Source organism: Amycolatopsis sp. DG1A-15b (genome assembly GCF_030285645.1).
In the GTDB taxonomy this organism is placed as follows: Bacteria; Actinomycetota; Actinomycetes; order Mycobacteriales; family Pseudonocardiaceae; genus Amycolatopsis.
Genome location: NZ_CP127296.1, coordinates 24,499 through 49,123 on the forward strand (window position 1 = coordinate 24,499; position 24,625 = coordinate 49,123).

The following is a 24,625-nucleotide window of genomic DNA, read 5'->3' on the forward strand; positions in this document are numbered from 1 at the left end:
AACGCCGGAGGGCTCCCGCCGCGGCGGGAGCCCTCCGGGGGAAACGCGGTCAGCCGTTGGCGGCGATGTCCGCCAGCACCGCGGCGATCGAGCGCACCGGGACGCCGGTGCCGCCCTTGCCGGTGTAGCCCCACGGGGAGCCGGTGTTGAACGACGGGCCCGCGATGTCGATGTGGACCCAGTCGAGGCCGTCGGCGACGAACTCGCGCAGGAAGATGCCCGCGGCCAGCATGCCGCCCCAGCGGTGGCCGGTCACGTTGGCCAGGTCGGCCAGCCGCGAGTCGAGGTCGGCGCGCAGTTCCTCCGGCAGCGGCATGGCCCAGCCGTTTTCGCCGGTGGCCTGCATGACCCCGGCGACTCGGTCGCGGAAGTCCTCCGAGCCCATCACGCCGGCGGTGCGGTTGCCGAGCGCGACGACCTGGGCGCCGGTCAGCGTCGAGGTCTCGATCAGGTAGTCCGGGTTCTCCTCGGCCGCGCGCACCATGGCGTCCACGAGCACGAGCCTGCCCTCGGCGTCGGTGTTGAGCACCTCGACGGTCTTGCCGCCGTACATGGTCAGCACGTCACCCGGGCGGTACGACGTCCCCGACGGCAGGTTCTCGGCCAGCGGGATGTGCGCGACGACTTCCAGCGGGTACTTCAGCTTCGCCGCCAGCACCACCGAAGCGAGCACGCCGGCCGCGCCGGACATGTCCGAGGTCATGTGGTCCATGTTCGCCGCGGGCTTGAGCGAGATGCCGCCGGAGTCGAAGGTGATGCCCTTGCCGACCAGCGCGACCTTCTTGGCGGCCTTGGCCGGCTTGTAGGCCAGGCGCAGCAGCCGCGGCGGGCGCGACGAGCCGCCGCCGACGCCGAGGATGCCGCCGAAGCCCTTGCGCTTCAGGGCCTTCTCGTCGAGCACCTCGAACTCGAGGCCGTTGTCCTCGGCCAGCTTCTTCGCGCGGTCGGCGAAGGAAGCCGGGTAGAGGTCGTTCGGCGGGGTGTTGATCAGGTCGCGGGCGATGATGACGGCCTCGGCGATGGTGCCGGCCGCCTTCAGGGTCGCCTTGTGCTCGCGGGCGGTGCCGTCGGCCGGGCTCGTGAAGTCCGCCTTCGCCAGCGGGGCGTCGCCCTTCTCCGAGCGGTAGGCGGTGAAGACGTAGGAGCCGAGGATCGTGCCCTCGACGGCGGCCTGCAGGTCGAGCTCGGACAGGGTGACCAGCGCGCGGTCGGTGCCGGCCAGCGCGCGGCCGGCGGCGCCCGCGGCGCGGCGGACCTGCTCGGGGGTGACGGCGTCGGCCGCCTTGCCCAGGCCGACGGCGAGCACGACACCGGCGGGGAGCTTGCCCAGCGTCGGGACCTTGACGACCTCTTCGGCCTTGCCGCTCGCGCCGAGCGTGGCCAGCAGGCCGGCGAGCCGGCCGTCGAAGGCGGCGTCCACGGCGGCGGCGCCGGGGGCGAGCACGGGACCGTCCTCGCCGGCCAGGGTGCCGATGACGACCACGTCGGCGCGCGTCTTGGCCAGTGCCTCCCCGGTGTTGTCGGACAGGGCGAGCTTAGGCACGGTCACTTCTGGCTCCTCGCGCGTTCTCGGTGGTACCGGGCACCGGCCCGGTCGGGATCGTGAGCCATGCTAATGACGACGGAACCACGGGTGAACAGAGGTACGGGAGGGCCGCGTGCGGCTGGGCGGTGGACTGCTGGTGGCGCTGGCGGCCGGGGCGGCGGGCGCGGGCTGGTGGCTGCTCGCCGGGCTGGTGCTGGCGGCCGTGGCCGCCGGCGTGACGGCGCGGGTACCGGAACCCGGGGATGCCCTGGTGGACCGGGTCGTCATCGCCGTCGCGCGGCTGTCCGAAGTGGCCGTCTACGCGATCGCGTTCGGCGCCTACGTCTTCCCGGAGCACCGGGCGGCGGCCGCCACGGCGTTCGTCGTCGTGGTGACCGGCGCGGGGTTCGCCGGGCTGGAGATCCCGACGATCGTCGTACGGATCACGGGCGCGCTGCTGCTCCTCGCGGGTCTCGGGCTGATCGCGGTGTGCGTCGCGGTGCCGCCGGTGGCGACCGTCGGCGGCGGCCTCCGGCCCCCGGACTTCTCGGGCGTGCTCGTCGCCGCGGTGATCTTCCTCCCGTTCCTGCGCGCCCGGCGACGCGAGCACGCCGGGTGGCGGGTGCTGCTGCTCGGCGGGGTCGCCGTGCTGGTGGCCTTCGCCGCGCTCTACCAGCTGGGCGCGGTCCGGCTGGGGCTGTCCCCGACCTCGTTGCGGGACCTGCTGTCCGCCGCCGACGCGGACGCCCTGCAGCCGCTGCTCACCGTCGTCGCCGTGATCGCGACCGTCGTCCCCGCGGTGGTGGCCGGCAGTGACGTCCGGGTGCGGACGGGGGCGCCCGGGATCGTGGCGCGCATCGCGGCCGTGGTGGCCGCGTACCTGCTGCCGGTGCTGCCCGTGCTCGTCGTGGCCGGGTTGGCCACCGTGACCGAACTGCTACTGGGCGTACGCGCGCGCAGGTACAGTGGGGCGCGTGAGTGATCGACGGTGGCGGCCGGGGCAGACCGTGGTCGAACGCTTCCACCGCCCCGACGGCTCGATCGGCCAGGTCCACCCGCTGCGCGTCCTCGAAGACGACGGCCGCGTCCTGCGCGCCTGGCTGCCGGCGGGCACGCCGATCATCGGCAGCCGGCTCGCCGACGGCCGCCTGATGCGGGACGCCCCGCTGGACCAGCGGTTCCGCATCCCGCGGGTGGCGGTGCCGGACTCCTGGCACGGCGCGTCGACGCTGCGCCGGATCCCCGAAGACGAGTGGTCTTCGGTCTGGTGGTTCTTCGACCTCGAAGGCCGGTTCAAGAACTGGTACGTCAACCTGGAGATCCCGCTGGGCCGCACGGCGGGCGCGGTCGACCGGATCGACGGCGTTCTCGACGTCGTCGTCGAGCGCGACGGCAGCTGGCGCTGGGACGACGAAGACGAGGCCGAGGCCGCGCTGGAAGTCGGGCGCCTGACGCTCGAGCAGTTCGACCGGCTGCGCGTGGAGGGCGAGCGGATCGGCGCGCTGGCCGAACGCGGCGCCTACCCGTTCGACGGGACCGACACCGACTTCCGCCCGGACGGGGGCTGGCCGGCGCCGGAGTTGCCGGCGGAGCTCAGCCCGCGGTCAGGAGAAGGATCAGCGCCAGCACCGCGTTGACGACCGCGAGGATGACGACCGACTTGGTCGGGAGCACCTTCGGGAACGCCTTGCCGTGGATCTTCCGCCACCACACGACGCCGAATACGCCGCCGACCAGGCCGAGGAAACCGCCGAAGCCGCTGTCCAGCACGGCCCAGCCGACCATGCCGAGCAGGCCGACGCCGAAGGTCAGCAGCACCGCGGCGGCGAAGGTCTTGATGTCGGCGCCGGTGCTCTTGGGCCGGGGGACCGGCTCAGTGGAGTGGTAGGTCACAGAAGCATCCTAGAGGGGTCACGCCGCGGGCGCGGGAAACCCGGAACACATGGACATCCGACTAACGCGCGTCCGAGCAAGCGGTATCGTCTAGCCATGACGACCACGACACAGTTCGCCCATGCCCCGCACCCGAGTCCTGCGAGCGCGGACCGTGTCGCGGAGGTACTCGCCGCCCCCGGGTTCGGGGTGTACTTCACCGACCACATGGTCACCGTCAAGTGGTCCAGGACCGAAGGCTGGCACGCCGCCCAGGTCGGCCCCTACGCGCCGTTCACCCTCGACCCGGCGACGTCGGTGCTGCACTACGGCCAGGCCATCTTCGAGGGTCTCAAGGCCTACCGCCAGCCGGACGGTTCGATCGCGTCGTTCCGCCCGGACGCCAACGCCGAGCGGTTCCGCCAGTCGGCCGAGCGGCTCGCCATGCCCCAGTTGCCCGAGGAGCTGTTCCTCGAGTCGCTGCGGGAGCTCATCGCCGTCGACGGCCGGTGGGTGCCCACCCGGCCGGGTGATTCGCTGTATCTGCGGCCGTTCATGATCTCGACCTCCACCGGGCTCGGCGTCAACAGCCCGGCCGCCGACTACGTGTACACGGTCATCGCTTCGCCGGCCGGGTCGTACTTCGCCGGCGGTGTGAAGCCGGTCAGCGTCTGGCTGTCCACCGAGTACGTCCGGGCGGCTCCCGGCGGCACCGGCGCGGCCAAGTGCGCCGGCAACTACGCGGCGTCGTTCGTGGCGCAGGCGCAGGCCGTCGAGAAGGGCTGCGACCAGGTGGTGTGGCTCGACGCGGTCGAGCGGCGCTGGGTCGAGGAGATGGGCGGGATGAACCTGTTCTTCGTCTTCGGCTCCGGCGAAAACGCCCGGGTGGTGACCCCGGAGCTGACGGGTTCGCTGCTGCCCGGCGTCACCCGCAAGTCGCTGCTGCAGCTGGCTTCGCGGCTCGGGTACAAGGTCGAGGAGCGCCGCATCTCCACCGAGGAGTGGGAGAAGGCGGCCGCGTCCGGCGAGCTGACCGAGACGTTCGCCTGCGGCACCGCGGCGGTGATCACCCCGGTCGGCCACGTGAAGCACGCGGGCGGCGAGTTCACGATCGCCGACGGGCAGCCGGGCGCGCTGACCATGAAGCTGCGCGAAGAGCTGACGGGCATCCAGGAGGGCATCCGCCCCGACCCGGACCACTGGATGGTCGAGCTCGGCTGATCGCTTCCGCGAACCGGCCCCCGCACCTGGCGTGCGGGGGCCGGTTCCGTCAGGAAGCGGGAGCGGTGATCAGCGGCCCGGAGACGCCGGCTTGCTCGTGGGTGGCCGTCTCGGCGAGGACGCGGGCGGCCATCATCAGCAGCGGCAACGCGGTCACCGCGCCGGTGCCTTCGCCGAGCCGGACGTCCAGTTCCAGCAGCGGGCCCAGGTCGAGGTGCTCCAGCGCGAGGGCGTGCGCCGGTTCGGCCGTCCGCTGGCCGGCGACCCACCAGCGCCGCGCGCCCGGGGCGAGGTCCTCGGCGACGAGCGCGGCGGCGCAGGCCACCAGACCGTCGAGCACCACCGGCGTCCGGCGGACCGCGGCCTGGGTGAGGAACCCGGCCATCGCGGCGATGTCCGCGCCGGCCGTGGTGCGCAGCAGGTCGACCGGGTCGGCGAGCACCGCACGGGCCCGGCGCAGGGCGTCGCGCACGGCGGTGGCCTTGCGCATCCACGCGTCGTCGTCGATGCCGGAGCCGCGGCCGACGACGGCGACCGGCTCGCTGCCGGTCAGGGCCGCCACCAGCACCGAAGCCGGTGTGCTGTTGCCGATCCCGAGGTCGCCGGGGATGAGCAGGTCGGCCCCGCCGTCGACTTCGGCGTCGGCGATCGCGATCCCGGCGCGGACGGCGGCCTTGGCCTCGTCGGCGGTCAGCGCGTCTTCGACGTCGATGGAGCCCGAGCCGCGGCGGACCTTGAACTCGCCGATCGAGCGCGTCGCGGGCGCCTCGGTGTCGACGGCCAGATCGACGACGCGCACGCTCGCGCCCGCGGCGGCGGCCAGGACGTTGATCGCGGCGCCGCCGGTGAGCATGGTGCCCAGCAGCTGCGCGGTGACCTCGGCGGGGTAGGCGGAGACGCCCTTCGCGGCGATGCCGTGGTCCCCGGCGAAGACGACGACGCGCGGCCGGGTGAACGGCCGCGGCGGCGACTGTCCCTGGCAGGCGGCGATCCAGACGCCCAGCTCTTCCAGCCTGCCCAGCGACCCGGCGGGCTTGACCAGCTTGCCGTGCAACGCGATGGCGGCGGACCGCGCGTGGTCATCGGGCGGGGTGATCTCGGGGAACTCGATGTCTTCCGGCTCCACACCAGGCCCTTCGACTCCTTGGGGGGTCCGGGTGGCGGAGCCCCCGGCCCGGGGCGGAGCCCCGGTTTCAACGCTGCCACGGCAACGCTGTGGCCAACCTACCGGGCCGGGCCTGCCGGTAGTCTCGCGGCTCGTGGAGACGACGGCGGCCGCGGTGGTGCTGGCCAGTGGCGCGGGGACCCGCGTCGGCGCGAAGCTGAACAAGGTCTACCTGCCCCTGGCCGGGCGGCGGGTGGTGGCCTGGTCGCTCGACGCCTTCCGGAACGTTCCCGGCATCGGCGTGCTCGTGCTCGTCATCCGGCCGCAGGATCGGGAACTCGCCGAAGAAGTGGCCGGCGACGGCGTCGAGATCGTGTACGGCGGGGACACGCGCCAGGCGTCGGAGCTCAACGCGCTGCGCCACCTCGCCCCCCGAATCGCAGGCGGCCGGGTCGACGCCGTGCTGCTGCACGACGCGGCCCGGCCGCTGGTCCACCCCGAACTGGTCGGTGCGGTGTTGGCCCGGACACGCGAGGACGGGGGGGCTGTGCCGGGCCTGGCCGCGGACGACGTCGTCGAGGTGGATGCCGGGCACCTGGTCGCCCAGGTGCCCGGCGCGATCCGCGTCCAGACGCCTCAGGGCTTCCGGGCCGGACCGCTGCTCGAGGCCTACGAGAAGGCCGAGCGAGAAGGCTTCTTGGGTACGGACACTTCGTCGTGCATGGAGCGGTTCTCCTCCCTGCCGATCCGCTGGGTCCCGGGTGCTCCCGAGAACCTCAAGATCACCTATCCCCACGACCTCGTCGTCGCGGAGCGGCTGCTGGCCCGTTAGGCGCACGCGGGCGGGCCACCACCGTCATCTCCCTCCCCGAACGTTCCCGTCGGCCGGATGGTGACGTCGTGGCGCAGTTCGAGCGGGATCCGGCAATCCGGCTGTGGCCGGAGTGCCTGCAGCGGCGCGCCCGGGGTGCCGGGCTCCGCCAGGGTGAGCACCGCCCGCAGCGTCCACACCGGGGTGGCGTGGTACTGCCAGGTGACGACCCGCGGGCTGAACACGTCCGTGCCCGGGAAGGTCGGCACGCGGTAGGCGCTGGCCCGGTGCTCGTCGCGGAGGATGATGACGTCCGCGCAGGTCGGCCAGCGGTGTACTGCCGCGTAGATCTCCGGCGCCTCACGGCCACCGAACAGGTGCAGCACCCATTTGCGGCGCCGGAGTTCCTCGAGGAGTTCCTCGAGGCCCTGGCCGCTGGATCCGGAGTGTGCTGTGGGCGGGGACACACTTTCGAGGGTAACTTGCGTACTAGAGCACAGTCCAGTGCGTGTACTAGTACACCTGGGTGGTTCTGAACAGGCCTTTGTGGGACACCCCCCGGCGTGCTAGAACACTTGTGCGTGTTGTCCCTGTGAGGAGCCGCCTTGCCCACCCTCGATCGCCCCGAGCCGCCGTACCTGCAGATCGCCGGCCGGATCCGTGACGACATCCTGTCCGGCCGGCTGCAGGAGGGCGACGCGGTGCCGTCCGCCCGCGAGATCGCGCGCACCTGGGCCGTCGCCATGGCGACGGCCACCAAGGTGCTGGCCACGCTCCGCTCGCAGGGCCTCGTGCGGCCCGTGCGCGGGGTCGGCACGGTCGTCGACCGCGGCGGCCTGCACCGCACGGCCCGCGACCGCACCGCCGCCTCGGGGCGGACGGGCCGGATCTACCCGCCGGGCCACTACGCGGTGATCCGCTCGGCCGGTCTCCAGCCGGCGGCCGAACGCGCCGCGGCCGCACTCGGCCTGGAAGAGGGCGCCCCGGTCATCCGCCGCCGGCGGACCACCTACGGTCCCGACTCGCGACCGCTGTCGACGTCGACGTCGTGGTTCGACGGCGCGCTGTCGGCCAAGGCGCCGGCGCTGCTGGTGGCGGAGCGGATCGTCGAGGGCACCGCGGCCCACGCGGCCGCCCGGCTCGGCACGAAGATCGCGAGGACGCAGGAACGGCACGCCGCGGGCCGCGCGGACGAGGAGGAGGCGGCCGAGCTGGGGCTGCCCGCCGGGTCGCCGGTGCTGCTCGGCCGGAGCACCTTCCTGGCGGCCGACGGGACGGTCGTCGAGTACGGTGAATCCGCCGCCTTGCCCGACCACTGGGTTTTCTACGAGTACACGACTGAGGACGGCGAATGAAGCACATCCACGCGGGCAAGGTCCGTGACCTGTACGAACTCGACGGCGGGGACATCCTGCTGGTCGCGTCCGACCGCGTCTCGGTCTACGACGTCTCGCTGCCGACGCCGATCCCGGACAAGGGCAAGCTGCTCAACCAGCTCTCCGCCTGGTGGTTCGACCGGATGGCCGACGTCGTCCCGAACCACGTCGTGTCGACCACCGACGTGCCGGAAGAGTTCACCGGCCGCGCGATGCGCTGCAAGCCGCTGAAGATGGTCCAGGTCGAGTGCATCGCGCGCGGCTACCTCGCCGGGCTGGGCCTGCGCGAGTACCAGCGGGACGGCAAGATCTCCGGCGTCGCGCTGCCGCCGGGCCTGGTCGAAGGCGACAAGCTGCCGGAGCCGATCTTCACGCCGACGACGAAGATCTCCGACACCGGCCACGACGAGTTCATGACCTTCGACGAGGTCCTGAACGAGATCGGCGAAGACACCGCGAAGCGGCTTCGCGAGCTGACGCTGGAGATCTACACGAAGGGCGCCGAACACGCCGCGAAGCAGGGCGTCATCATCGCCGACACGAAGCTGGAGTTCGGCTTCGACGCCGACGGCACGCTGACCCTCGGCGACGAGGTCCTGACGTCGGACTCGTCGCGGTTCTGGCCGGCCGACGAGTGGGAGCCGGGCCGCCCGCAGCACGCGTTCGACAAGCAGTTCGTCCGCGACTGGTCGCGTTCGACGGGCTGGGACCAGACCCCGCCCGGGCCGGAGATCCCCGCGGACATCGTCGAGCAGACGCGGCAGCGCTACACCGAGGTCTACGAGCGGATCACGGGGAAGACCTGGGTCCGTGGGTGACTACGACCCGTACCGGCTGATCGACGACGTCGAGACCCTGCTCGTCTCGCACGGTCTCACGCCTTCCCGCGTGCCCGGCGGCGACCGGCTCGCCGGCGCCGGCCGCCTCCTGCGCGGGTTCGGCCTCGAGCCCGGGTGGCCCCCGAAGCCGCGTTCGACCTCGGGGTGCCGTTCCAGGGCCGGATCAACCAGGACTGAGCCTGCCGGCTAGGGGCTCTTGGTCAGGCTCGCGTCGCGCTCGACGACGTCACCGAGGACGTCGTCGATGGCGGTCAGCAGATCGGCGTCGAGCTTCTGGCCGGCGGCCTTGACGTTCTCGTGCACCTGCTCCGGCCGCGAAGCCCCGATGATCGCGGAGGCGACGTTCGGGTTCTGCAGCACCCACGCGACGGCCAGCTGGGCGAGGCTCAGGCCGGCCTGCCCGGCGAGCGGTTCGAGCCGGGCGACGCGCTCGAGGACGTTTTCGTCGAGGAAGCGGGCGACCATGTCGGCACCGCCCTTCTCGTCGGTGGCGCGCGAGCCTTCGGGGTAGGCCTGGCCCGGCTTGTACTTGCCGGTGAGCACGCCCTGGGCGATCGGCGACCAGACGATCTGGCTCAGGCCTTCGCGCTCGGAGGCGGGGATCACCTGCTCCTCGATGACGCGCCAGAGCATGTTGTACTGCGGCTGGTTCGACACGAGCGGGATCTTGAGTTCGCGGGCGAGGGCGGCGCCGCGGGAGATCTGCTCGGCGGTCCATTCCGAGACGCCGACGTAGAGCACCTTGCCCTGGTGCACGAGGTCGGCGAAGGCGACCATGGTCTCTTCGAGCGGGGTGTGCCGGTCGAACCGGTGCGCCTGGTAGAGGTCGACGTAGTCGGTGCCGAGCCGCTTCAGGCTGGCGTGCGCCGACTCCATGACGTGCTTGCGGGACAGGCCCCGGTCGTTGGGGCCCTTGGGGCCGGTGGGCCAGAAGACCTTGGTGAAGATCTCGAGGCTTTCGCGCCGCTGCCCCTTCAGGCCGCGCCCGAGAACGGACTCGGCGGCGGTGTTGGCGTAGGCATCGGCGGTGTCGAAGGTGGTGATGCCGACGTCGAGCGCGGCCTGGATGCAGGCGCGGGCCTGGTCTTCCTCGACCTGGGAACCGTGGGTGAGCCAGTTCCCGTACGAGATCTCACTGACGTTGAGGCCACTGCGGCCGAGACGACGAAACTCCATGGCCGTGAGCTTAGGCGGTAATCGTTTGCTTTGCTAACGACCCTGGAGTGGCTCCAGCCGCAAGCAGCAAGAAGCCGGGTGGAGGCTCGCTCCACCCGGCTTCTCGAAACCAGCTCAGTTCGGGATCGGATCCCCCGGCTTCAACCGCGGCTTCGGCACCCGCAGCCGGCGGATCTGGGACGCCCGGACGAACGCGTACCAGCCGATCGACCGGCCGTTCACCGCTTCCTTCGGGAACTTCTCCCGGACCAGCTTCGCGATCTTCCGGCCGTTCACGAAGCCCTCGATCGCCATCACCAGCAGCATCGCCGTGCACAGCAGCGTGATGTACGACTGGACCTGGGGCAGCGGCACCAGCAGCGCCAGGAACACCACGATGGCCAGCGGCATGAACAGGCCGAGCAGGTTGCGCCGGCTGTCGACCAGGTCGCGGACGTACGCCTTGACCGGCCCGCGGTCGCGGGGGAGCAGGGCCTTGTCGTCGCCGCGCATCATGGCGTCGCGACGGGCCTTCGCCGCCGCCCGGCGGTCTTCCTTGGTCTGCGGGTTCGCTTTGCGCAGCTCCTTGTTGCGCTTCATCGCCTCGCGCATCGTCGTGGGCGGTGGCGCCACCGGGCCGCGCCGCTTCGCCTCCGCCTCGCGGCGCTTCGGCGTAGCCTTGCCCTTACCGGGCGTGTACGCCTTGCCGGCGACGTCGACGGCTTCGGCCGACTCCGGCTCTTCGGCGGCGGTGTCTGTGGTGCTTCGGCGCAGGAACCTCACCTCACCAGGGTATTGCAGGCGTCACGCCGCCGGTAACCAGGGCGATCCATGTGCGACCATGGTGGGGGAACAGATCGGACGTCCCCGGTGTTGAACACGTCAGCACGAGGAGTATCCGCACCGAGTTCGAACTTAGAGGGAGTGCCATGACGACCGCTGAGCACGCCGGCGCGACGCAGGCCGAGACCGCCGAGGAGACCCACGGCGTCACGTTGACCGACGCCGCGGCTTCCAAGGCGAGGGCCCTGCTCGAGCAGGAGGGCCGCGACGACATGCACCTGCGCATCGCCGTCCAGCCCGGTGGCTGCGCGGGCCTGCGCTACCAGCTGTTCTTCGACGAGCGCACGCTCGACGGTGACCTCTTCCGCGACTTCGACGGCCTCAAGGTCGCCGTGGACCGGATGAGCGCGCCGTACGTGTCGGAAGCCGTCATCGACTTCGTGGACACGATCGAGAAGCAGGGCTTCACGATCGACAACCCGAACGCCACCGGCTCCTGCGCCTGCGGCGACTCGTTCCACTGAGTCGTCCGCAAGAGGGCGAATCGCGAGAAAGGCCCCGTCCCCCGGTGGGGGGCGGGGCCTTTCTCGTCGGCTGGGGGGCTACACGTACGCGTCGAGCTCGGCCACCTGGGCGTGGCACGCCTCGTCGACCTCCCACGGCTTGGCCGTGACGCGGGGCAGCGGCAGGCTCTCGGCCTGCAACGTCGCCGGGATGAGCGCGCAGTCGGCGATCAGCTCGGACAGGGTTTCGGGTTCGGTGACGGCGTTCACGGTTCGTAACGCTATTGATCCGCATTCGACTGGAGAAGGAGTACCAGCCGGTAGTGTCGGCTGGGTACGCGCGAACTACCCGGATGGGTCATGACCCAGGGGTAACTTCGCGCCTTTTGCCGTGAGGTCGAACACGAAGGAGCAGCCGGTGGCAGACAGGGCCAGGATCGCGGTGTCCGGCAGTATCGCGACCGACCACCTCATGCATTTCCCGGGCAGGTTCGCCGAGCAGCTGGTCGCCGAGCAGCTGCACCGCGTCTCGCTGAGCTTCCTCGCCGACGACCTGGTGGTCCGGCGCGGCGGCATCGGCGCGAACATCGCCTTCGGCCTGGGAGTGCTCGGCGTCCAGCCGGTCCTCGTGGGTGCCGTCGGCGCCGACTTCGCGGACTACCGCTCCTGGCTGGAGCGGCACGGGGTGGACACCTCGGGCGTGCACGTGTCCGAGGTCGCGCACACCGCGCGGTTCGTCTGCACCACCGACGAGGACCTCTGCCAGATCGCGACGTTCTACGCCGGCGCGATGGCGGAGTCCCGCAACATCGAGCTGCAGCCGATCGCCGAGCGCACCGGCGCGCTGAGCCTGGTGCTGATCAGCCCGGACGACCCGGAGGGCATGATCCGCCACGCCGAGGAGTGCCGGCAGCGCGGCTACGCCTTCGCGGTCGACCCGTCGCAGCAGCTGGCCCGGATGACCGGTGAGCAGGCGCGCGCGTTCGTCGCCGGCGCGAAGTACCTGTTCAGCAACGACTACGAGTGGGAGCTGCTGCTCCAGAAGACCGGCTGGACCGAGGCCGACGTCCTCGACCAGGTCGGCGTGCGGATCACGACGCTGGGGGAGAAGGGCGTCGAGATCGTCGGCAAGGACGGCGTCGCCCTGCAGATCGGCGCGGTCCCCGAGCGCACCAAGGCCGACCCGACCGGCGTCGGCGACGGCTTCCGCGCGGGCTTCCTGGCCGGCCTCGACGGCGGCCTGAACGTGGAGCGCGCGGCCCAGCTGGGATCGCTGATCGCGGTGCTGGTCCTGGAGACGGTCGGCACGCAGGAGTGGACGTTCGACCGCGCGGAGGCCCTGGCCCGCATCGGCGAAGCCTTCGGCCCGGACGCGGCGGAGGAGATCTCGGCGGTCCTGCCCGCGGCCTGACCCCGGGTGTGACGAAGGCCCCGCACCGGATCGGTGCGGGGCCTTCGCCGTGCGTCAGAGCTTCACCGGGTACACCGGCTCCGGGATCTCGGGCTTGATCCGGTGCTCGACGAAGATCCCGTGCCACAGCATGAACACGATCAGCGCCCACAGCTGGCGGCTGCGGTCCAGCTGGCCCGCCTTGTGCTCCTCCAGCAGCGCCAGGATCGCCTTCTTGTCCAGCAGCTCCTCGGTGCGCGAATCACTGATGATCCCGCGAGCCCAGTCGTACATCTCGTTGCGCAGCCACAGCCGGATCGGGACGGGGAAGCCGAGCTTGCGGCGGTTGAGCACGTGCGCCGGGATGATCTTCGCCAGTGCCTGGCGCAGGGCGTACTTCGTCGTCCCGTGGGCGAGCTTCTGGTCCAGCGGGATCGACGCCGCGACCTTGAACACCTCGGCGTCGAGGAACGGCACGCGCAGTTCCAGGGAGTTCGCCATGGTCACCTTGTCGGCCTTGACCAGGATGTCGCCGCGCAGCCACGTGTAGAGGTCGACGTGCTGCATGCGGGCCACCGGGTCCCAGCCGCGCGAGACGTCGTACCAGGGCGCCGTGACGTCCTTGAAGCCGACGCCTTCCTGGTACGTCTTCAACACGTTGCGCAGCTGGTCGTCGCGGAAGTTGCGGGCGTTGCCGTAGTAGCGGTCCTCCAGCGGGAGCGCGCCGCGGCGCAGCAGGTCCTTGCCGCGGGTGCCCTCGGGGATCTTGGTCGAGACCTTGCCGATGAGCTTGCGCATGCCGCCGGGGATCTTCTCGAACGGCGCCAGCGAAATCGGCTCGTTGTAGATCGTGTAGCCGCCGAACAGCTCGTCCGCGCCCTCGCCGGACAGCACCGCCTTGACGTGCTTGCGGGCCTCGCGGGCGATGAACCACAGCGGGACCAGCGCCGGGTCGGCCACCGGGTCGTCGAGGTACCAGACGATGAGCGGCAGCACCTCCATCATCTCGTCCGCCGTCACCGTCCGGACCACGTGCTTCACGCCGATCGCGGCGGCCGACTCGGCGGCGACGTCGACCTCGGAGTATCCCTCGCGCTCGAAGCCGGTGGTGAACGCGATCAGGTTCGGGTTGTGCTCCTTGGCCAGCGTGGCGGTGGCCGTGGAGTCGATGCCGCCGGACAGGAACGCGCCGACGGTGACGTCCGGGTCGGAGATCATGTGCTTGCCGACCGAGTCGCGCATCACATCGGCGATGCGCTGGTACAGCTCCTCGGCCTCGGCGGGCGAGTTCACCGGCTTCGCGCTGAACTGCGGGTGGAAGTAGCGGGTGAACTTCACCTCACCGCCGGGCACGACCTCGAACGAGGTGCCGGACTCGACGCGGCGGATCGCGGTGTGCAGCGACTCGGGCTCGGGCACGTACTGCAGCACCAGGTAGTGCTGCAGGGCCTTCCGGTCCAGTTCCTGCGCGACGCCGAGGACGTCCGACAGCTCCAGGAGGCTCTTCTTCTCGCTGGAGAAAGCCACCCCGCCGGGACCGGCCGAGTAGAACAGCGGCTTGATCCCGAACGGGTCGCGCGCGCCGAACACCCGCTTTTCCTGCGAGTCCCAGATCATGAAGGCGAACATCCCGCGCAGGCGCTTCACCCAGTCCGCGCCGAGGTAGTGGAAGCCGGCGACGATCGCCTCGCCGTCACCCTCGGTCTCGAACTTCGCGCCGTGCTTCTCGGCGAGCTCCGCCCGCAGCTCCAGGTAGTTGTAGATCTCCCCGTTGAAGTTCATGGTGTAGCGGCCCGGCGCCTCGGGCGGGCCCCAGACCAGCGGCTGGTGCGCGTGCTCGACGTCGATGAAGGCGAGCCGGTTGAAGCCGTAGACGACCTCGGCGTCGGCCCAGGTGTCCTGCTCGTCCGGGCCGCGGTGGCGCTGGCAGCGCATGGCCGCACCGACGGCGTCACGCGCGTTCGCCGCGCCGGTCTCGGTCGCGCAGATCAGTCCAAGCAGGCCGCACACGGGTACTCACACACCTTTAGGGTCTTCTTCGGGCTGGGAAGGTGCCCAGTATGCCGGGGCCGCCGTGGCGAGTACCACGCGCGTCGATGGTTACCCCTTGGTCAGCGGAGCGCGCCAACTCGGCTAGGCTCCGCACCAGTCACGAAGATCGGTCGTAGGAGGCTCTGGGTGAAAGGGCGAGGCGCAGTGGGACAACCCGAGCGCACCCTGGGGAAGCGGACCGTGCGGGTCGCCGCGCTGGCCGTGCTGGTCGCGCTGACCGCGACGGGCTGCTCCGGCGACGAGATCCTGCGGTTCGGCTGGCCGGTCGGCGTCACGCAGCAGGCGAACGAGATGCGCACGCTCTGGACCTGGGCCGTGGTGGCCGCGCTGGTCGTCGGGGTCATCGTGTGGGGCCTGATCTTCTGGACCGCGACGTTCCACCGCAAGAAGAAGACCGCCGACGGCGAGCCGGAGGAGCTGCCCCGGCAGTTCCAGTACAACATCCCGTTGGAGCTGTTCACGGTCGTCGTCCCGACGATCATGGTCTGCGTCCTGTTCTTCTTCACCGCGACGACGGAGTCGAAGGTCCTCGACAAGATCCCCAACCCGGACGTCAAGGTCCAGGTCGTGGCGTTCCAGTGGAACTGGGAGTTCAAGTACGAGGACGCCAACGCGGCGAAGCCCGACGGCAGCGGCCAGGTCAGCACGGTCGGCTCGTCCGGTGAGATCCCGCTGCTGGTGCTCCCGGTCGGCAAGACCATCCAGTACGACCTGGTCTCCACCGACGTCATCCACTCCTTCTGGGTGCCGGAGTTCCACTTCAAGCGGGACGTCTTCCCGAACCCGGAGAAGAACAACCAGGACAGTTCCTTCCAGAACAAGATCGACCGCGAAGGCTCCTTCGTCGGCCGGTGCGCGGAACTGTGCGGCACCTACCACTCGGTGATGAACTTCGAGGTCCGCGCGCTGACGGCGGACAAGTTCGACCAGTACATCTCGCTGCGCAAGCAGGTGAACCCGGCGACGGGCCAGACGTTCACCGCGGCCGAAGCGCTGGCGAAGATGAACTGCGGCGAGCTGTGCACCCCGCACGCGGTGACCACCCAGCCGTTCAACACCGACCGCACGGCGCGGACCGCGTCCAACTGACGCCAGAGCGACAACAGGAGTAGGACAGACCCATGAAGGTCGAAGCCCGCATCTTCTTCATCGTGGCGTTCTTCGCCGTGTTCATGGCGGCGGTCTACTGGGTGTGGACCGCGCTGGCCGCGACCCACGGTGCCGAGCCGGTGGGCATCGTCGCGCTGTTCCTCACCGGTGGCCTCGCGTTCCTGGCCGGCAGCTACATGCAGTTCGTCGCCCGCCGCATCGAACCGCGCCCCGAGGACCGCGAGGACGCCGAAATCAGCGACGGCGCGGGCGAGCTGGGCTTCTTCAGCCCGGGCAGCTACTGGCCGATCGGCATGGCGGCCACCGCGGCGCTCGGTGCCGTGGCGCTGGCGTTCTTCCACATCTGGCTGCTGGTCATCGCGCTGGTCGCGCTGCTCATCACGATCGGTGGCCTGGTGTTCGAGTACCACACGGGTCCGTCGCACGACTGAGTTCCACTTCGCGAACCGGCCGTCACGCTCCCAGCGTGGCGGCCGGTTTCGTTTCCGGGCGGCGAGTCAGCCGCGGAACGCCGTCCGGTAGGACGACGGGCTCGTCCCCCGCAGGCGGCTGAACTGGTGCCGCAGGGCCGCCGCCGACGCGTAACCGCACGCCGTCGCGATGTCCTCCACCGACCGGCCGCCCTCCTCCAGAAGGGCCTGGGCGCGGTCCAGCCGCCGTTCGGTGAGCCAGCGGTGCGGGGTGGTGCCCGTCGCCGCGGAGAAGCGGCGCAGGAACGTCCGCTCGCCCAAGCCGCTGCGGCGAGCCAGTTCCGCCACCGTGAACGGCTGGTCCAGCCGCCGCTCCACCCACTCCAGGGCCTCCGCGACCACGGCGTCGTCGCCCGCCGCCGTCGCCGGCACGGGTGCCTGGACGAACTGCGCCTGGCCGCCCGCGCGGTGCGGCGCCGCCACCATCCGCCGGGCCAGCGTCGTGGCCGCGGCGACGCCGCGCAGCCGGCGGACCAGGTGCAGGCACAGGTCGACCGCCGCGACCGTGCCCGCGCTGGTCAGGATGCCGCCGTCGTCGGCGTAGAGCGCCTGCGGATCCACTTCGGCGGCCGGGAACCGCTGCCGGAACTCCGCTTCGTACACCCAGTGGACCGTGCAGCGGCGGCCGTCGAGCAAGCCCGCGTACCCCAGCGAGAACACCCCCGCGCAGAACCCCGCCACCCACGCGCCCCGCCCGGCCGCGTCGCGCAGGACGTCCAGCACCGGTTCGGGGGGCGGCGCGGTCCGCGGCGCGCACGTCGGCACGATCAGCAGGTCCGCCGACGCCGCGAAGTCCATGTCCCGCAGGCGGGACAGCTCGAACCCGGACCAGCTCTCGACCGGGGAGCCGCCGGGGGAGCAGACGCCGAAGTCCCAGCCTTCGATGCCGTCGGCGCTGCGGTCGGTGCCGAACACCTCGCACGCGACGCCCAGTTCGAACGGGGAAACGCGGTCGGCGAGCACCACAGCGACCCGGTTGACGTCCATGGCGGCCAGTGTGTCACAAGTTTTGCGGTCGTTGTCATCTCTGACACTGGTTGCCCGGCTCGCGGACGGCGAACCTGGGCGCATGACGAATTCGGAAACCCGCCCGCTGCTCCAGTGGTCCGCGGCGATGGCGATGTCGGGCACGATCGGCGCCGTCGTCCTCGAGAGCGGCGCGGCCGCCCCTGCCGTGGCCTTCGCCCGCTGCTTCGTCGGCGGCGCCCTGCTCGTGCTCTGGTGCCTCTCCCGCGGCTGGCTGCAGGCGTGGCGGCCGTCCCGCCGCGACCTCGGCCTCGCCGTGCTGGGCGGGCTGTTCCTGGTCGGCAACTGGGTGCTGCTGTTCGCCTCGTACGAGCTGTCGTCGATCTCGGTCAGCACGGTCGTCTACCACACCCAGCCGCTGATCTTGGTCGGCCTCGCGGCGGCCTTCCTCGGTGAGAAGGTCGCCAAGAGCCACCTGGCCCGGGCCGGGATCGCGTTCGGCGGGGTGGCCGTGATCTCGCTGTCCGCCCACGGCGAGGACGGCAAGCCCGTCCAGCTCGCCGGGATCGCCCTGGCCCTCGGCGCGGCGTTCCTCTACGCCGGCGCGTCCTTCATCGCGAAGCAGCTGAAGCACATCCGCCCGCACCTCCTGGCCGCCGTGCAGACGACCGTGGGCGCGCTGGTGCTGGCGCCCGCGCTGCTGATCACGCCGCTGCCGTCGACGACGTCGGGGCTGCTCTGGCTGGTGCTGCTGGGCACGGTGCACACGGCCCTGATGTACGTGCTGATCTACGCGAGCATCGGCAAGCTGCCGACCACGACGGTGGCGCTGCTGTCCTACGTCTACCCGGTGGTCGCGGTCCTGGTCGACATAGCCTTCTACGGCCACCGCCCGACCTGGCCGGAGGCACTGGGCATGCTCGCGGTCCTGGCGGCGGCCCTGGCGCCCCAGCGCGGCCGCAAGCCCGCGGCCGCGCCGGAGGAGCCGTCCGGTGCGATGGCCGGGCCGGCCGCTCCCCAGCGGCTCAGCTGAAGGCGATCCAGCGGTCCAGCAGCGCGGCCGCGGCGCCCGAATCGATCGCCTCGGCCGCCCGGGTCAGGCCCGCGCGGAGATCGTCCTCCAGGGACTCCGAGAAGCCCGTGAAGGCGGTCAACGCGGCCGCCGCGTTGATCAGGACGGCGTCGCGGACCGGGCCCGGCTTGCCGCCCACCAGGTCGCGGACCACCTCGGCGTTCGCCGCCGCGTCGCCGCCGCGCAGGTCCTCCGCCGTCGCCCGGGCGATGCCCACCGAAGCCGGGTCGAAGCTGCGCTCGGTGACCTCGCCGTCCGAAACCACCCAGACGGTCGACGTCGTCGTCGTGGTGATCTCGTCGAGGCCGTCGTCGCCGCGGACCACCAGGGCGCGGGTGCCGCGGCGGGCGAACGTCTCCGCCAGCACCCGGGTCTTGTCGGCGTACGCGCAGCCGATCAGCGCGGCGCCCGGCTGGGCCGGGTTCGTCAGAGGGCCGAGCAGGTTGAACGTCGTCGGGATGCCGAGCTCGCTGCGCACCGGGCCGGCGTGGCGCAGCGCAGGGTGGAACGCCGAGGCCAGGAAGAACCCGATGCCGACCTCGGTGAGGCTGCGCTGGACGTCCTCCGGCGGCAGGCTGATCCGGACGCCGAGCGCTTCGAGGACATCCGCCGCGCCGGACTTCGACGACGCGCTGCGGTTGCCGTGCTTGGCCACCGGCGCGCCGGCCGCCGCCGTGACGATCGTCGCCATCGTGGAGATGTTCACCGAGTTGGAGCCGTCGCCGCCGGTGCCGACGATGTCGACCGCCGGGCGGTCCAGCTCGACCCGCCGGGCGTGCGCCAGCATCGTGGCCGCCATGCCGGCGATCTCCTCGGGCGTCTCGCCCTTGGCGCGCAGCGCCACCGCGAACCCGGCGATCCGGGCCGGGCTCGCCGCGCCGCTCATGATCTGGTCCATCGCCCACGCCGTGTCCTCCGCGGAGAGGTCGACGCCCGCGACGAGCTGCTTGAGCAGGGGTGGCCAGGTGCGGGGGACCGGGGTGGTCACCGGGCTCAGCCGTTCACGACGGGGACCCGTCGCGCGCGCAGCACGTCGGCGACGGTCTCCGCGGCGGTCAGCGGGTCCAGCGGGTGCACCAGCACGGCGTCCGCCTGCGACCAGGTGGCCAGCCACCGGTCGTCCCGCCGCCGGACCGCCACCACGATGGGCGGGCAGTCGGTGATTTCGGCCTTCAGCTGGCGGCACAGGCCGATGCCGCCGGTGGGCTGGGCCTCGCCGTCGAGGATCGCCAGGTCGACGTTCCCCGCGTCCACCTCGGACAGCACGTCGGCGATCCCGGCCGCCTCGACGTAGTCCACGCGCGCCAGATCGGCGGCGGGCCGCCGGCCGACCGCGTTCACGATCGCCTCGCGCACCTCCGCCTTGTGGCTGAACACCAGGACCCGCATCGACCGCTCGCCCATGTTGGACACGCCTCCATCTCGTCACCGCACGTCTACCGCGATCGTATCGGCCGAGACCGAGATCACGCGGGCGCCTCCGGCTGGAGCGCGTCCCAGCCGAGCGCGTCACCGCCCAGCCGTTGCGCCAGGCCCGCCATCCGGGACCGTTCCTGGGCGCAGTGCAGCGCGTCGAGCACCTGGACGCGGACCGCGTGCACCCGGGCGAGATCACCGGAAAGCCCCTGTTCCCGCAGCTCGTAGCCGTCCTGTGCGAGGGTCGACGCCGCCTCGGCGAGCCGGTCCGGCGGGAGCAGCAGGTGGTGCCGCAGGACGGCCGGTGCCGTGCTGACCCAGGCGGGTGAACCGGCGAGCACGGCGGAGTCCGCGACGACCGGGTCGAAGGCCTCGGCGACGATCTTCAGATCGGCTGCGTCGGCGCTCAGACCGGGCGTTTCCCGCTTCTTGACCAGGTCAAGCAGGCGGTCGAGTAAACCCATGAGTAGCTCTCACCTTCCCGGGCATCCGGTGTGATCGGTTACGCAGACGGCTCGCCGTGGACCCACCCGGCGGAGCGGCGGTGCGAGAGGACATAATGCGACGCGTGACAACGGCAGCTCCCACCATCAGTCAGCGGGTCCACTCGCTGAACCGGCCGAACATGGTCAGTGTCGGCACCATCGTGTGGCTGTCCAGCGAGCTGATGTTCTTCGCCGGACTGTTCGCGATGTTCTTCACCGTCAAGGCGCAGAACGCGACCGGCCAGTGGCCGCCGCCGCTGCACGACGAGCCTTTCAAGCTCAACGTCGGGTACGCGATCCCGTTCACGATCATTCTCGTGCTGTCCTCGCTGACCTGCCAGTTCGGCGTGTTCGCCGCCGAGCGCGGCGACGTCTACGGGCTGCGCCGCTGGTACATCATCACGTTGATCATGGGCGCGATCTTCGTCGGTGGCCAGGCCAACGAGTACCACAACCTGGTCGAAGAGGGGATGACGATCCCGTCCGGCCCGTTCGGCACGGTCTTCTACCTCGCGACCGGTTTCCACGGCCTGCACGTCATCGGCGGGCTCATCGCCTTCGTGTACCTGCTCATCCGCACGAAACTGAGCAAGTTCACGCCCGCCCAGGCCACGTCGGCGATCGTCGTGTCCTACTACTGGCACTTCGTCGACATCGTGTGGGTCGGCCTCTTCGGTGTGATCTACCTCCTTCCGTAGGTCCCGCCTCAGCCGCCACCACCTTCACCATCGGCCTGAACTGACAGCAAGGGTTGCCGCAAGATGACCACCAGCACCAAATCGTCGGAGCGCCGCTACCGCGCGCGGTCGAAGCTGCGGAGGCGGTTCGCCGGCCTGCTCGCGCTCGGCATCGCGCTGGTGGGCGCCGGCGCCCTGTACGCCGTGTTCGCCCCGGAGCCGCAGACCGCGCAGGCCCAGGGCACGCCGGCGCAGCTGCGCCTCGGCGAGCAGGTCTACAACAACACCTGCATCGCCTGCCACGGCGCGAACCTCGAGGGCGTGCAGGACCGCGGGCCGAGCCTGATCGGCATCGGCGACGCCGCGGTGTACTTCCAGACTTCTTCGGGCCGGATGCCCGCCGCGCGCCAGGAGGCGCAGATCGAGCGGAAGCCGCCGAAGCTGACGGAGGCCGAGATCGACGCGGTCGGGGCCTACATCCAGGCGCACGGCGGCGGCGTCCAGCGTCCCGCCGAGAAGGGCGAGGCCCTGCGCGGCGACGACCCGGCCCGCGGTGGCGAGCTGTTCCGCCTCAACTGCGCGTCGTGCCACAACTTCACCGGCCGCGGTGGCGCGCTGTCCGCCGGCAAGTACGCGCCGAACCTGGACCCGGCGAGCGAAGAGCAGATCTACACCGCCATGCTCACCGGCCCGCAGAACATGCCGAAGTTCTCCGACCGGCAGCTGTCGCCGGAGGAGAAGAAGGACATCGTCGCCTACGTGAAGTCGGTGTCGGACGGCAACAATGACCCGGGTGGTAACGGCCTCGGCGGGGTCGGCCCCGCTTCGGAGGGCGTCATCGCCTTTATCGTCGGGATCGCCGCGCTGATCGGCGTGACGTTGTGGATTGGATCGAAGGCATGAGTGCCGAGGGGCCGAAGCCGCCGACGGAGGCGGAGCTGGCTGAGATGGATCGTGACCAGCTGGTCAAGCTGGGTGGGGCGCTCGACGGCGTCGAGATCGTCGAGTACCCGACTCCGTGGCCGGTGGAGGGCACCCGCGCGGAGAAGCGGGCCGAGCGCCTGGTCGCGTTCTGGTTCGCCCTGTCCGCGCTGGCCGGGATCGGGTTCGTCGTTTCGCTGATCTGGTGGCCGTGGCAGTACGAGGCGCCGGACAACGAGAGCGGCCACTTCTGGTACAGCCTCTACACCCCGATGCTCGGCCTCACGCTCGGCCTGGCCATCCTCGGCCTGGGCATCGGCGTGATCCTGTACACGAAGAAGTTCGTGCCCGCCGAGGTCGCGGTGCAGCAGCGGAGCGACTCGGGCGGCGAAGGGTCGCCCGAGGTCGACCGCGCGACCATCCTCGCGCACCTGGCCGACGCCGGGACCCGCAGCACCATCGCCCGCCGGTCGCTGGTCAAGCGCACGGCGATCGCCGGTGCGGGTGCGCTCGGCCTCGCGGCCGCGGCGCTGCCCGTCGCGTCCTTCATCAAGGACCCGTGGAAGGACACCGAGACCCGCGATTCGCTGTGGCACACCGGCTGGCAGCCGAACTTCCCCGGCGAGAAGGTCTACCTGCGCCGCAACACCGGCAAGCCGGTCGAGGTCGAGCACGGCAAGGAGACCGAGATCTCCCTGGTCAAGGCCGAGGACCTCGACGCGGGCGCGATGGAGACGGTGTTCCCGTTCCGCGAGTCCGAGCGGAACGACGCGGAGGCGCTGGCCAAGGCGCTGACCCGCGTCGACAACCCGGTCATGCTGATCCGCCTGCGCCCGACCGACGCCGCCAAGGTGGTCAAGCGGGCCGGCCAGGAGGACTACAACTTCGGCGACTACTACGCGTACACGAAGATCTGCAGCCACGTCGGCTGCCCGACCTCCCTGTACGAGCAGCGGACCAACCGGATCCTGTGCCCGTGCCACCAGTCGCAGTTCGACGCGCTCCACTACGCCAAGCCGATCTTCGGCCCGGCGACCCGTCCGCTGGCCCAGCTACCGATCACGGTGGACGAAGAGGGATACTTGATCGCGCGAGGCGATTTCAACGAGGCCATCGGTCCGGCCTTTTGGGAGCGTAAGTCATGAGTTCACTCACCACGCCGACCAAGGGGTCGAGCCCGGTCGAGAAGGCGCTGGGCGACGCCGCGAACAACGCCGACCAGCGGTACCACCTGGCCAAGGGCCTGCGGCACCAGATGAACAAGGTGTTCCCGACCCACTGGTCGTTCCTGCTGGGCGAGATCGCGCTCTACAGCTTCATCATCCTGCTGCTCACCGGTGTGTACCTGACGCTGTTCTTCGACCCCTCCATGCAGGAGGTCGTCTACCACGGCAGCTTCAAGAACATGCAGGGCCTGGAGATGTCGCAGGCGTTCCGCACGACGCTGGACATCTCGTTCGACGTCCGCGGCGGCCTGTTCATGCGGCAGCTGCACCACTGGGCCGCGCTGATCTTCGTCGCGTCCATGGCCGTCCACATGCTCCGCATCTTCTTCACCGGCGCGTTCCGGCGGCCGCGTGAGGCGAACTGGGTGATCGGCGGCCTGCTGCTGGTCCTGGGTTGCTTCGAAGGCTTCTTCGGCTATTCGCTGCCGGACGACCTGCTCTCGGGCACCGGTATCCGCGCGACGCTGTCGGGCATCGTGCTCTCGGTGCCGGTGGCCGGCACCTGGATCCACTGGGCGCTCTTCGGCGGGGAGTTCCCCGGCGACCAGATCATCCCGCGCCTGTACACGCTGCACATCCTGCTGCTGCCGGGCATCATGCTCGCGCTGGTCGGGGCGCACCTGGCGCTGGTCTGGTACCAGAAGCACACGCAGTTCCCCGGCGTGCGCCGCAAGGAGACCAACGTCGTCGGCGTCCGGATCATGCCGTACTTCGCGCTCAAGGGCGGGGCGTTCTTCACGCTGGTCATCGGCGTGCTGGCGCTGATGTCGGGCCTGTTCCAGATCAACCCGGTGTGGAACTTCGGCCCGTACAACCCGGCGCAGGTGTCGGCGGGCTCGCAGCCCGACTGGTACATGGCCTGGGCCGACGGCATGCTCCGGATCTGGCCGGCGTGGGAGGTCTACCTCGGGAACTACACGATCCCGGCGGTGTTCTTCCCCGGCGCGGTCGGCATGCCGATCCTGATCGGGCTGCTGCTGGCCTACCCGTTCCTCGAGCGGAAGCTGTCCAAGGACACCGCGCACCACAACCTGCTCCAGCGGCCCCGGGACGTCCCGGTCCGCACGGCGCTGGGCGCGATGGCGCTGGGCTTCTTCATGGTGATCGAGCTGTCGGGCTTCAACGACATCATCGCCGACCAGTTCGACATCTCCCTGAACGCGACGACGTGGGCGGGCCGCATCGGCGTGCTCCTCGTGCCGCCGGTCGCCTACTACCTGACCTACCGGCTCTGCCTGGGTCTGCAGCGGGCCGACCGCGAGGTGCTGGAGCACGGCGTCGAGACGGGCATCATCAAGCGGCTGCCGCACGGTGAGTTCATCGAGATCCACCAGCCGCTGGCCGGCGTGGACAGCCACGGGCACGCGATCCCGCTCGAGTACCAGGGCGCGTCGGTGCCGAAGAAGATGAACAAGCTGGGTTCGGCCGGTCACGCGGTGCCGGGCACGTTCTGGTCCCCGGACCCGGCCGAGGAGACCGCGGCGCTGCAGCGGGCCAACGGCAACGGTCACGGGAACGGGCACTCGATCACCCAGGGCGAACCGGGTGAGTTCGAGAGCATCGAGACGGCCGAAGCCGCCAAGCGCTCCGAGCACTAGCCCCCACGTCGAAGGCCCACCTCTCGCGAGGTGGGCCTTCGGTGTTTCCGGG

General features: G+C 70.9%; 27 protein-coding genes. 15 read left to right on the top strand and 12 right to left on the bottom strand.

Going from position 1 to position 24,625, the window contains the following annotated elements; genetic code table 11:
- Positions 1 to 49: 49 nt before the first annotated feature.
- Positions 50 to 1,549: a leucyl aminopeptidase gene (locus tag QRY02_RS00115; RefSeq protein WP_285989437.1), complete on the bottom strand. Its 1,500-nt coding sequence runs from the start codon at positions 1,547 to 1,549 to the stop codon at positions 50 to 52.
- Between the two features lie 109 nt (positions 1,550 to 1,658).
- On the opposite strand from QRY02_RS00115, the gene QRY02_RS00120 reads away from it, so the two are divergent.
- Together QRY02_RS00120 and QRY02_RS00125 are read left to right on the top strand one after the other, a co-directional pair.
- Positions 1,659 to 2,507, top strand: a complete 849-nt coding sequence (locus QRY02_RS00120) for a hypothetical protein (protein WP_285989438.1) — start codon at positions 1,659 to 1,661, stop codon at positions 2,505 to 2,507.
- Positions 2,500 to 3,162, top strand: coding sequence for a ribonuclease FAU-1 family protein (locus QRY02_RS00125; RefSeq protein ID WP_285989439.1), 663 nt, complete (start codon positions 2,500 to 2,502; stop codon positions 3,160 to 3,162). The genes QRY02_RS00120 and QRY02_RS00125 overlap by 8 nt, the downstream gene beginning before the upstream one ends.
- On the opposite strand, the gene QRY02_RS00130 is transcribed toward QRY02_RS00125, so the two are convergent.
- The gene (locus QRY02_RS00130; protein ID WP_285989440.1) at positions 3,119 to 3,418 is read right to left on the bottom strand and encodes a hypothetical protein; all 300 of its coding nucleotides are present in this window, start codon (positions 3,416 to 3,418) and stop codon (positions 3,119 to 3,121) included. The genes QRY02_RS00125 and QRY02_RS00130 overlap by 44 nt on opposite strands.
- 96 nt (positions 3,419 to 3,514) lie before the next feature.
- On the opposite strand from QRY02_RS00130, the gene QRY02_RS00135 reads away from it, so the two are divergent.
- Positions 3,515 to 4,618: a branched-chain amino acid aminotransferase gene (locus QRY02_RS00135; protein ID WP_285989441.1), complete on the top strand. Its 1,104-nt coding sequence runs from the start codon at positions 3,515 to 3,517 to the stop codon at positions 4,616 to 4,618.
- Positions 4,619 to 4,667: 49 nt separating this feature from the next.
- On the opposite strand, the gene cobT is transcribed toward QRY02_RS00135, so the two are convergent.
- On the bottom strand, positions 4,668 to 5,744 hold the full coding sequence (gene cobT / locus QRY02_RS00140; protein WP_285989442.1) for a nicotinate-nucleotide--dimethylbenzimidazole phosphoribosyltransferase: 1,077 nt from the start codon (positions 5,742 to 5,744) through the stop codon (positions 4,668 to 4,670).
- 133 nt (positions 5,745 to 5,877) lie between these two features.
- On the opposite strand from cobT, the gene QRY02_RS00145 reads away from it, so the two are divergent.
- Positions 5,878 to 6,555 (top strand): IspD/TarI family cytidylyltransferase, encoded by a 678-nt coding sequence (locus tag QRY02_RS00145; RefSeq protein WP_285989443.1) that lies wholly within the window; start codon positions 5,878 to 5,880, stop codon positions 6,553 to 6,555.
- On the opposite strand, the gene QRY02_RS00150 is transcribed toward QRY02_RS00145, so the two are convergent.
- Complete coding sequence (locus QRY02_RS00150) at positions 6,552 to 7,001, bottom strand: hypothetical protein (protein ID WP_285989444.1); 450 nt, start codon at positions 6,999 to 7,001, stop codon at positions 6,552 to 6,554. The genes QRY02_RS00145 and QRY02_RS00150 overlap by 4 nt on opposite strands.
- 138 nt (positions 7,002 to 7,139) lie before the next feature.
- Here QRY02_RS00150 and QRY02_RS00155 point away from each other — a divergent pair, with 138 nt between their 5' ends.
- Positions 7,140 to 7,889 (top strand): GntR family transcriptional regulator, encoded by a 750-nt coding sequence (locus tag QRY02_RS00155; protein WP_285989445.1) that lies wholly within the window; start codon positions 7,140 to 7,142, stop codon positions 7,887 to 7,889.
- A complete protein-coding gene (locus QRY02_RS00160; protein ID WP_285989446.1) occupies positions 7,886 to 8,728 on the top strand; it encodes a phosphoribosylaminoimidazolesuccinocarboxamide synthase in 843 nt (280 codons plus the stop codon). Before QRY02_RS00155 ends, QRY02_RS00160 begins: the two co-directional genes overlap by 4 nt.
- 207 nt (positions 8,729 to 8,935) lie before the next feature.
- On the opposite strand, the gene QRY02_RS00165 is transcribed toward QRY02_RS00160, so the two are convergent.
- Both QRY02_RS00165 and QRY02_RS00170 read right to left on the bottom strand, forming a co-directional pair.
- On the bottom strand, positions 8,936 to 9,925 hold the full coding sequence (locus tag QRY02_RS00165; protein ID WP_285989447.1) for an aldo/keto reductase family protein: 990 nt from the start codon (positions 9,923 to 9,925) through the stop codon (positions 8,936 to 8,938).
- A gap of 114 nt (positions 9,926 to 10,039) precedes the next feature.
- The gene (locus QRY02_RS00170) at positions 10,040 to 10,687 is read right to left on the bottom strand and encodes a DUF3043 domain-containing protein (protein WP_285989448.1); all 648 of its coding nucleotides are present in this window, start codon (positions 10,685 to 10,687) and stop codon (positions 10,040 to 10,042) included.
- A gap of 146 nt (positions 10,688 to 10,833) precedes the next feature.
- Between QRY02_RS00170 and QRY02_RS00175 the strand changes: the two genes are divergently transcribed.
- Complete coding sequence (locus QRY02_RS00175) at positions 10,834 to 11,211, top strand: HesB/IscA family protein (RefSeq protein ID WP_103350592.1); 378 nt, start codon at positions 10,834 to 10,836, stop codon at positions 11,209 to 11,211.
- 78 nt (positions 11,212 to 11,289) lie between these two features.
- Here the strand turns inward: QRY02_RS00175 and QRY02_RS00180 are convergent, their stop codons facing one another.
- Positions 11,290 to 11,460 (bottom strand): hypothetical protein, encoded by a 171-nt coding sequence (locus QRY02_RS00180; protein ID WP_285989449.1) that lies wholly within the window; start codon positions 11,458 to 11,460, stop codon positions 11,290 to 11,292.
- Positions 11,461 to 11,608: 148 nt separating this feature from the next.
- Between QRY02_RS00180 and QRY02_RS00185 the strand changes: the two genes are divergently transcribed.
- Complete coding sequence (locus QRY02_RS00185) at positions 11,609 to 12,601, top strand: carbohydrate kinase family protein (protein WP_285989450.1); 993 nt, start codon at positions 11,609 to 11,611, stop codon at positions 12,599 to 12,601.
- Positions 12,602 to 12,655: 54 nt separating this feature from the next.
- Here QRY02_RS00185 and asnB read toward each other — a convergent pair whose 3' ends face one another.
- Positions 12,656 to 14,590: an asparagine synthase (glutamine-hydrolyzing) gene (gene asnB, locus QRY02_RS00190; RefSeq protein WP_285989451.1), complete on the bottom strand. Its 1,935-nt coding sequence runs from the start codon at positions 14,588 to 14,590 to the stop codon at positions 12,656 to 12,658.
- Positions 14,591 to 14,776: 186 nt separating this feature from the next.
- Between asnB and ctaC the strand changes: the two genes are divergently transcribed.
- A complete protein-coding gene (ctaC, locus tag QRY02_RS00195) occupies positions 14,777 to 15,721 on the top strand; it encodes an aa3-type cytochrome oxidase subunit II (RefSeq protein ID WP_285989452.1) in 945 nt (314 codons plus the stop codon).
- A gap of 32 nt (positions 15,722 to 15,753) precedes the next feature.
- On the top strand, positions 15,754 to 16,173 hold the full coding sequence (locus QRY02_RS00200; protein WP_285989453.1) for a cytochrome c oxidase subunit 4: 420 nt from the start codon (positions 15,754 to 15,756) through the stop codon (positions 16,171 to 16,173).
- 66 nt (positions 16,174 to 16,239) lie between these two features.
- Here the strand turns inward: QRY02_RS00200 and QRY02_RS00205 are convergent, their stop codons facing one another.
- Positions 16,240 to 17,199: a GlxA family transcriptional regulator gene (locus QRY02_RS00205; protein ID WP_285989454.1), complete on the bottom strand. Its 960-nt coding sequence runs from the start codon at positions 17,197 to 17,199 to the stop codon at positions 16,240 to 16,242.
- 82 nt (positions 17,200 to 17,281) lie between these two features.
- Between QRY02_RS00205 and QRY02_RS00210 the strand changes: the two genes are divergently transcribed.
- Complete coding sequence (locus QRY02_RS00210) at positions 17,282 to 18,211, top strand: DMT family transporter (protein WP_285989455.1); 930 nt, start codon at positions 17,282 to 17,284, stop codon at positions 18,209 to 18,211.
- Here QRY02_RS00210 and trpD read toward each other — a convergent pair.
- From trpD to QRY02_RS00225, 3 genes are all read right to left on the bottom strand, one after another.
- On the bottom strand, positions 18,204 to 19,238 hold the full coding sequence (gene trpD, locus QRY02_RS00215; protein ID WP_285989456.1) for an anthranilate phosphoribosyltransferase: 1,035 nt from the start codon (positions 19,236 to 19,238) through the stop codon (positions 18,204 to 18,206). The two genes, QRY02_RS00210 and trpD, sit on opposite strands and share 8 nt — an antisense overlap.
- Before the next feature lie 5 nt (positions 19,239 to 19,243).
- Entirely contained in the window at positions 19,244 to 19,654 is a 411-nt protein-coding gene (locus QRY02_RS00220) for a response regulator (protein ID WP_285993724.1), read from the bottom strand.
- A 62-nt stretch (positions 19,655 to 19,716) separates the two neighbouring features.
- Entirely contained in the window at positions 19,717 to 20,130 is a 414-nt protein-coding gene (locus tag QRY02_RS00225) for a hypothetical protein (protein ID WP_285989457.1), read from the bottom strand.
- A gap of 95 nt (positions 20,131 to 20,225) precedes the next feature.
- Between QRY02_RS00225 and ctaE the strand changes: the two genes are divergently transcribed.
- From ctaE to qcrB, 4 genes are all read left to right on the top strand, one after another.
- Positions 20,226 to 20,849 carry an aa3-type cytochrome oxidase subunit III gene (gene ctaE / locus QRY02_RS00230; protein WP_285989458.1) on the top strand — a complete coding sequence of 208 codons (624 nt, stop codon included), beginning with the start codon at positions 20,226 to 20,228 and terminating at the stop codon, positions 20,847 to 20,849.
- Positions 20,850 to 20,912: 63 nt separating this feature from the next.
- Positions 20,913 to 21,731, top strand: coding sequence for a cytochrome bc1 complex diheme cytochrome c subunit (qcrC, locus tag QRY02_RS00235; protein ID WP_191316686.1), 819 nt, complete (start codon positions 20,913 to 20,915; stop codon positions 21,729 to 21,731).
- Complete coding sequence (gene qcrA, locus QRY02_RS00240; protein ID WP_285989459.1) at positions 21,728 to 22,894, top strand: cytochrome bc1 complex Rieske iron-sulfur subunit; 1,167 nt, start codon at positions 21,728 to 21,730, stop codon at positions 22,892 to 22,894. Before qcrC ends, qcrA begins: the two co-directional genes overlap by 4 nt.
- Complete coding sequence (qcrB, locus tag QRY02_RS00245) at positions 22,891 to 24,573, top strand: cytochrome bc1 complex cytochrome b subunit (protein ID WP_285989460.1); 1,683 nt, start codon at positions 22,891 to 22,893, stop codon at positions 24,571 to 24,573. The genes qcrA and qcrB overlap by 4 nt, the downstream gene beginning before the upstream one ends.
- Positions 24,574 to 24,625 lie beyond the last annotated feature (52 nt).

Coding starts and splice junctions, on each gene's coding strand:
- QRY02_RS00135 (WP_285989441.1), top strand. CDS start 3,515: ATGACGACCACGACACAGTTCGCCCATGCCCCGCACCCGAGTCCTGCG.
- QRY02_RS00160 (WP_285989446.1), top strand. CDS start 7,886: ATGAAGCACATCCACGCGGGCAAGGTCCGTGACCTGTACGAACTCGAC.
- QRY02_RS00165 (WP_285989447.1), bottom strand. CDS start 9,925: ATGGAGTTTCGTCGTCTCGGCCGCAGTGGCCTCAACGTCAGTGAGATC.
- QRY02_RS00175 (WP_103350592.1), top strand. CDS start 10,834: ATGACGACCGCTGAGCACGCCGGCGCGACGCAGGCCGAGACCGCCGAG.
- QRY02_RS00200 (WP_285989453.1), top strand. CDS start 15,754: ATGAAGGTCGAAGCCCGCATCTTCTTCATCGTGGCGTTCTTCGCCGTG.
- QRY02_RS00205 (WP_285989454.1), bottom strand. CDS start 17,199: ATGGACGTCAACCGGGTCGCTGTGGTGCTCGCCGACCGCGTTTCCCCG.
- QRY02_RS00210 (WP_285989455.1), top strand. CDS start 17,282: ATGACGAATTCGGAAACCCGCCCGCTGCTCCAGTGGTCCGCGGCGATG.
- QRY02_RS00220 (WP_285993724.1), bottom strand. CDS start 19,654: ATGGGCGAGCGGTCGATGCGGGTCCTGGTGTTCAGCCACAAGGCGGAG.
- QRY02_RS00225 (WP_285989457.1), bottom strand. CDS start 20,130: ATGGGTTTACTCGACCGCCTGCTTGACCTGGTCAAGAAGCGGGAAACG.
- ctaE (WP_285989458.1), top strand. CDS start 20,226: ATGCGACGCGTGACAACGGCAGCTCCCACCATCAGTCAGCGGGTCCAC.
- qcrC (WP_191316686.1), top strand. CDS start 20,913: ATGACCACCAGCACCAAATCGTCGGAGCGCCGCTACCGCGCGCGGTCG.
- qcrA (WP_285989459.1), top strand. CDS start 21,728: ATGAGTGCCGAGGGGCCGAAGCCGCCGACGGAGGCGGAGCTGGCTGAG.
- qcrB (WP_285989460.1), top strand. CDS start 22,891: ATGAGTTCACTCACCACGCCGACCAAGGGGTCGAGCCCGGTCGAGAAG.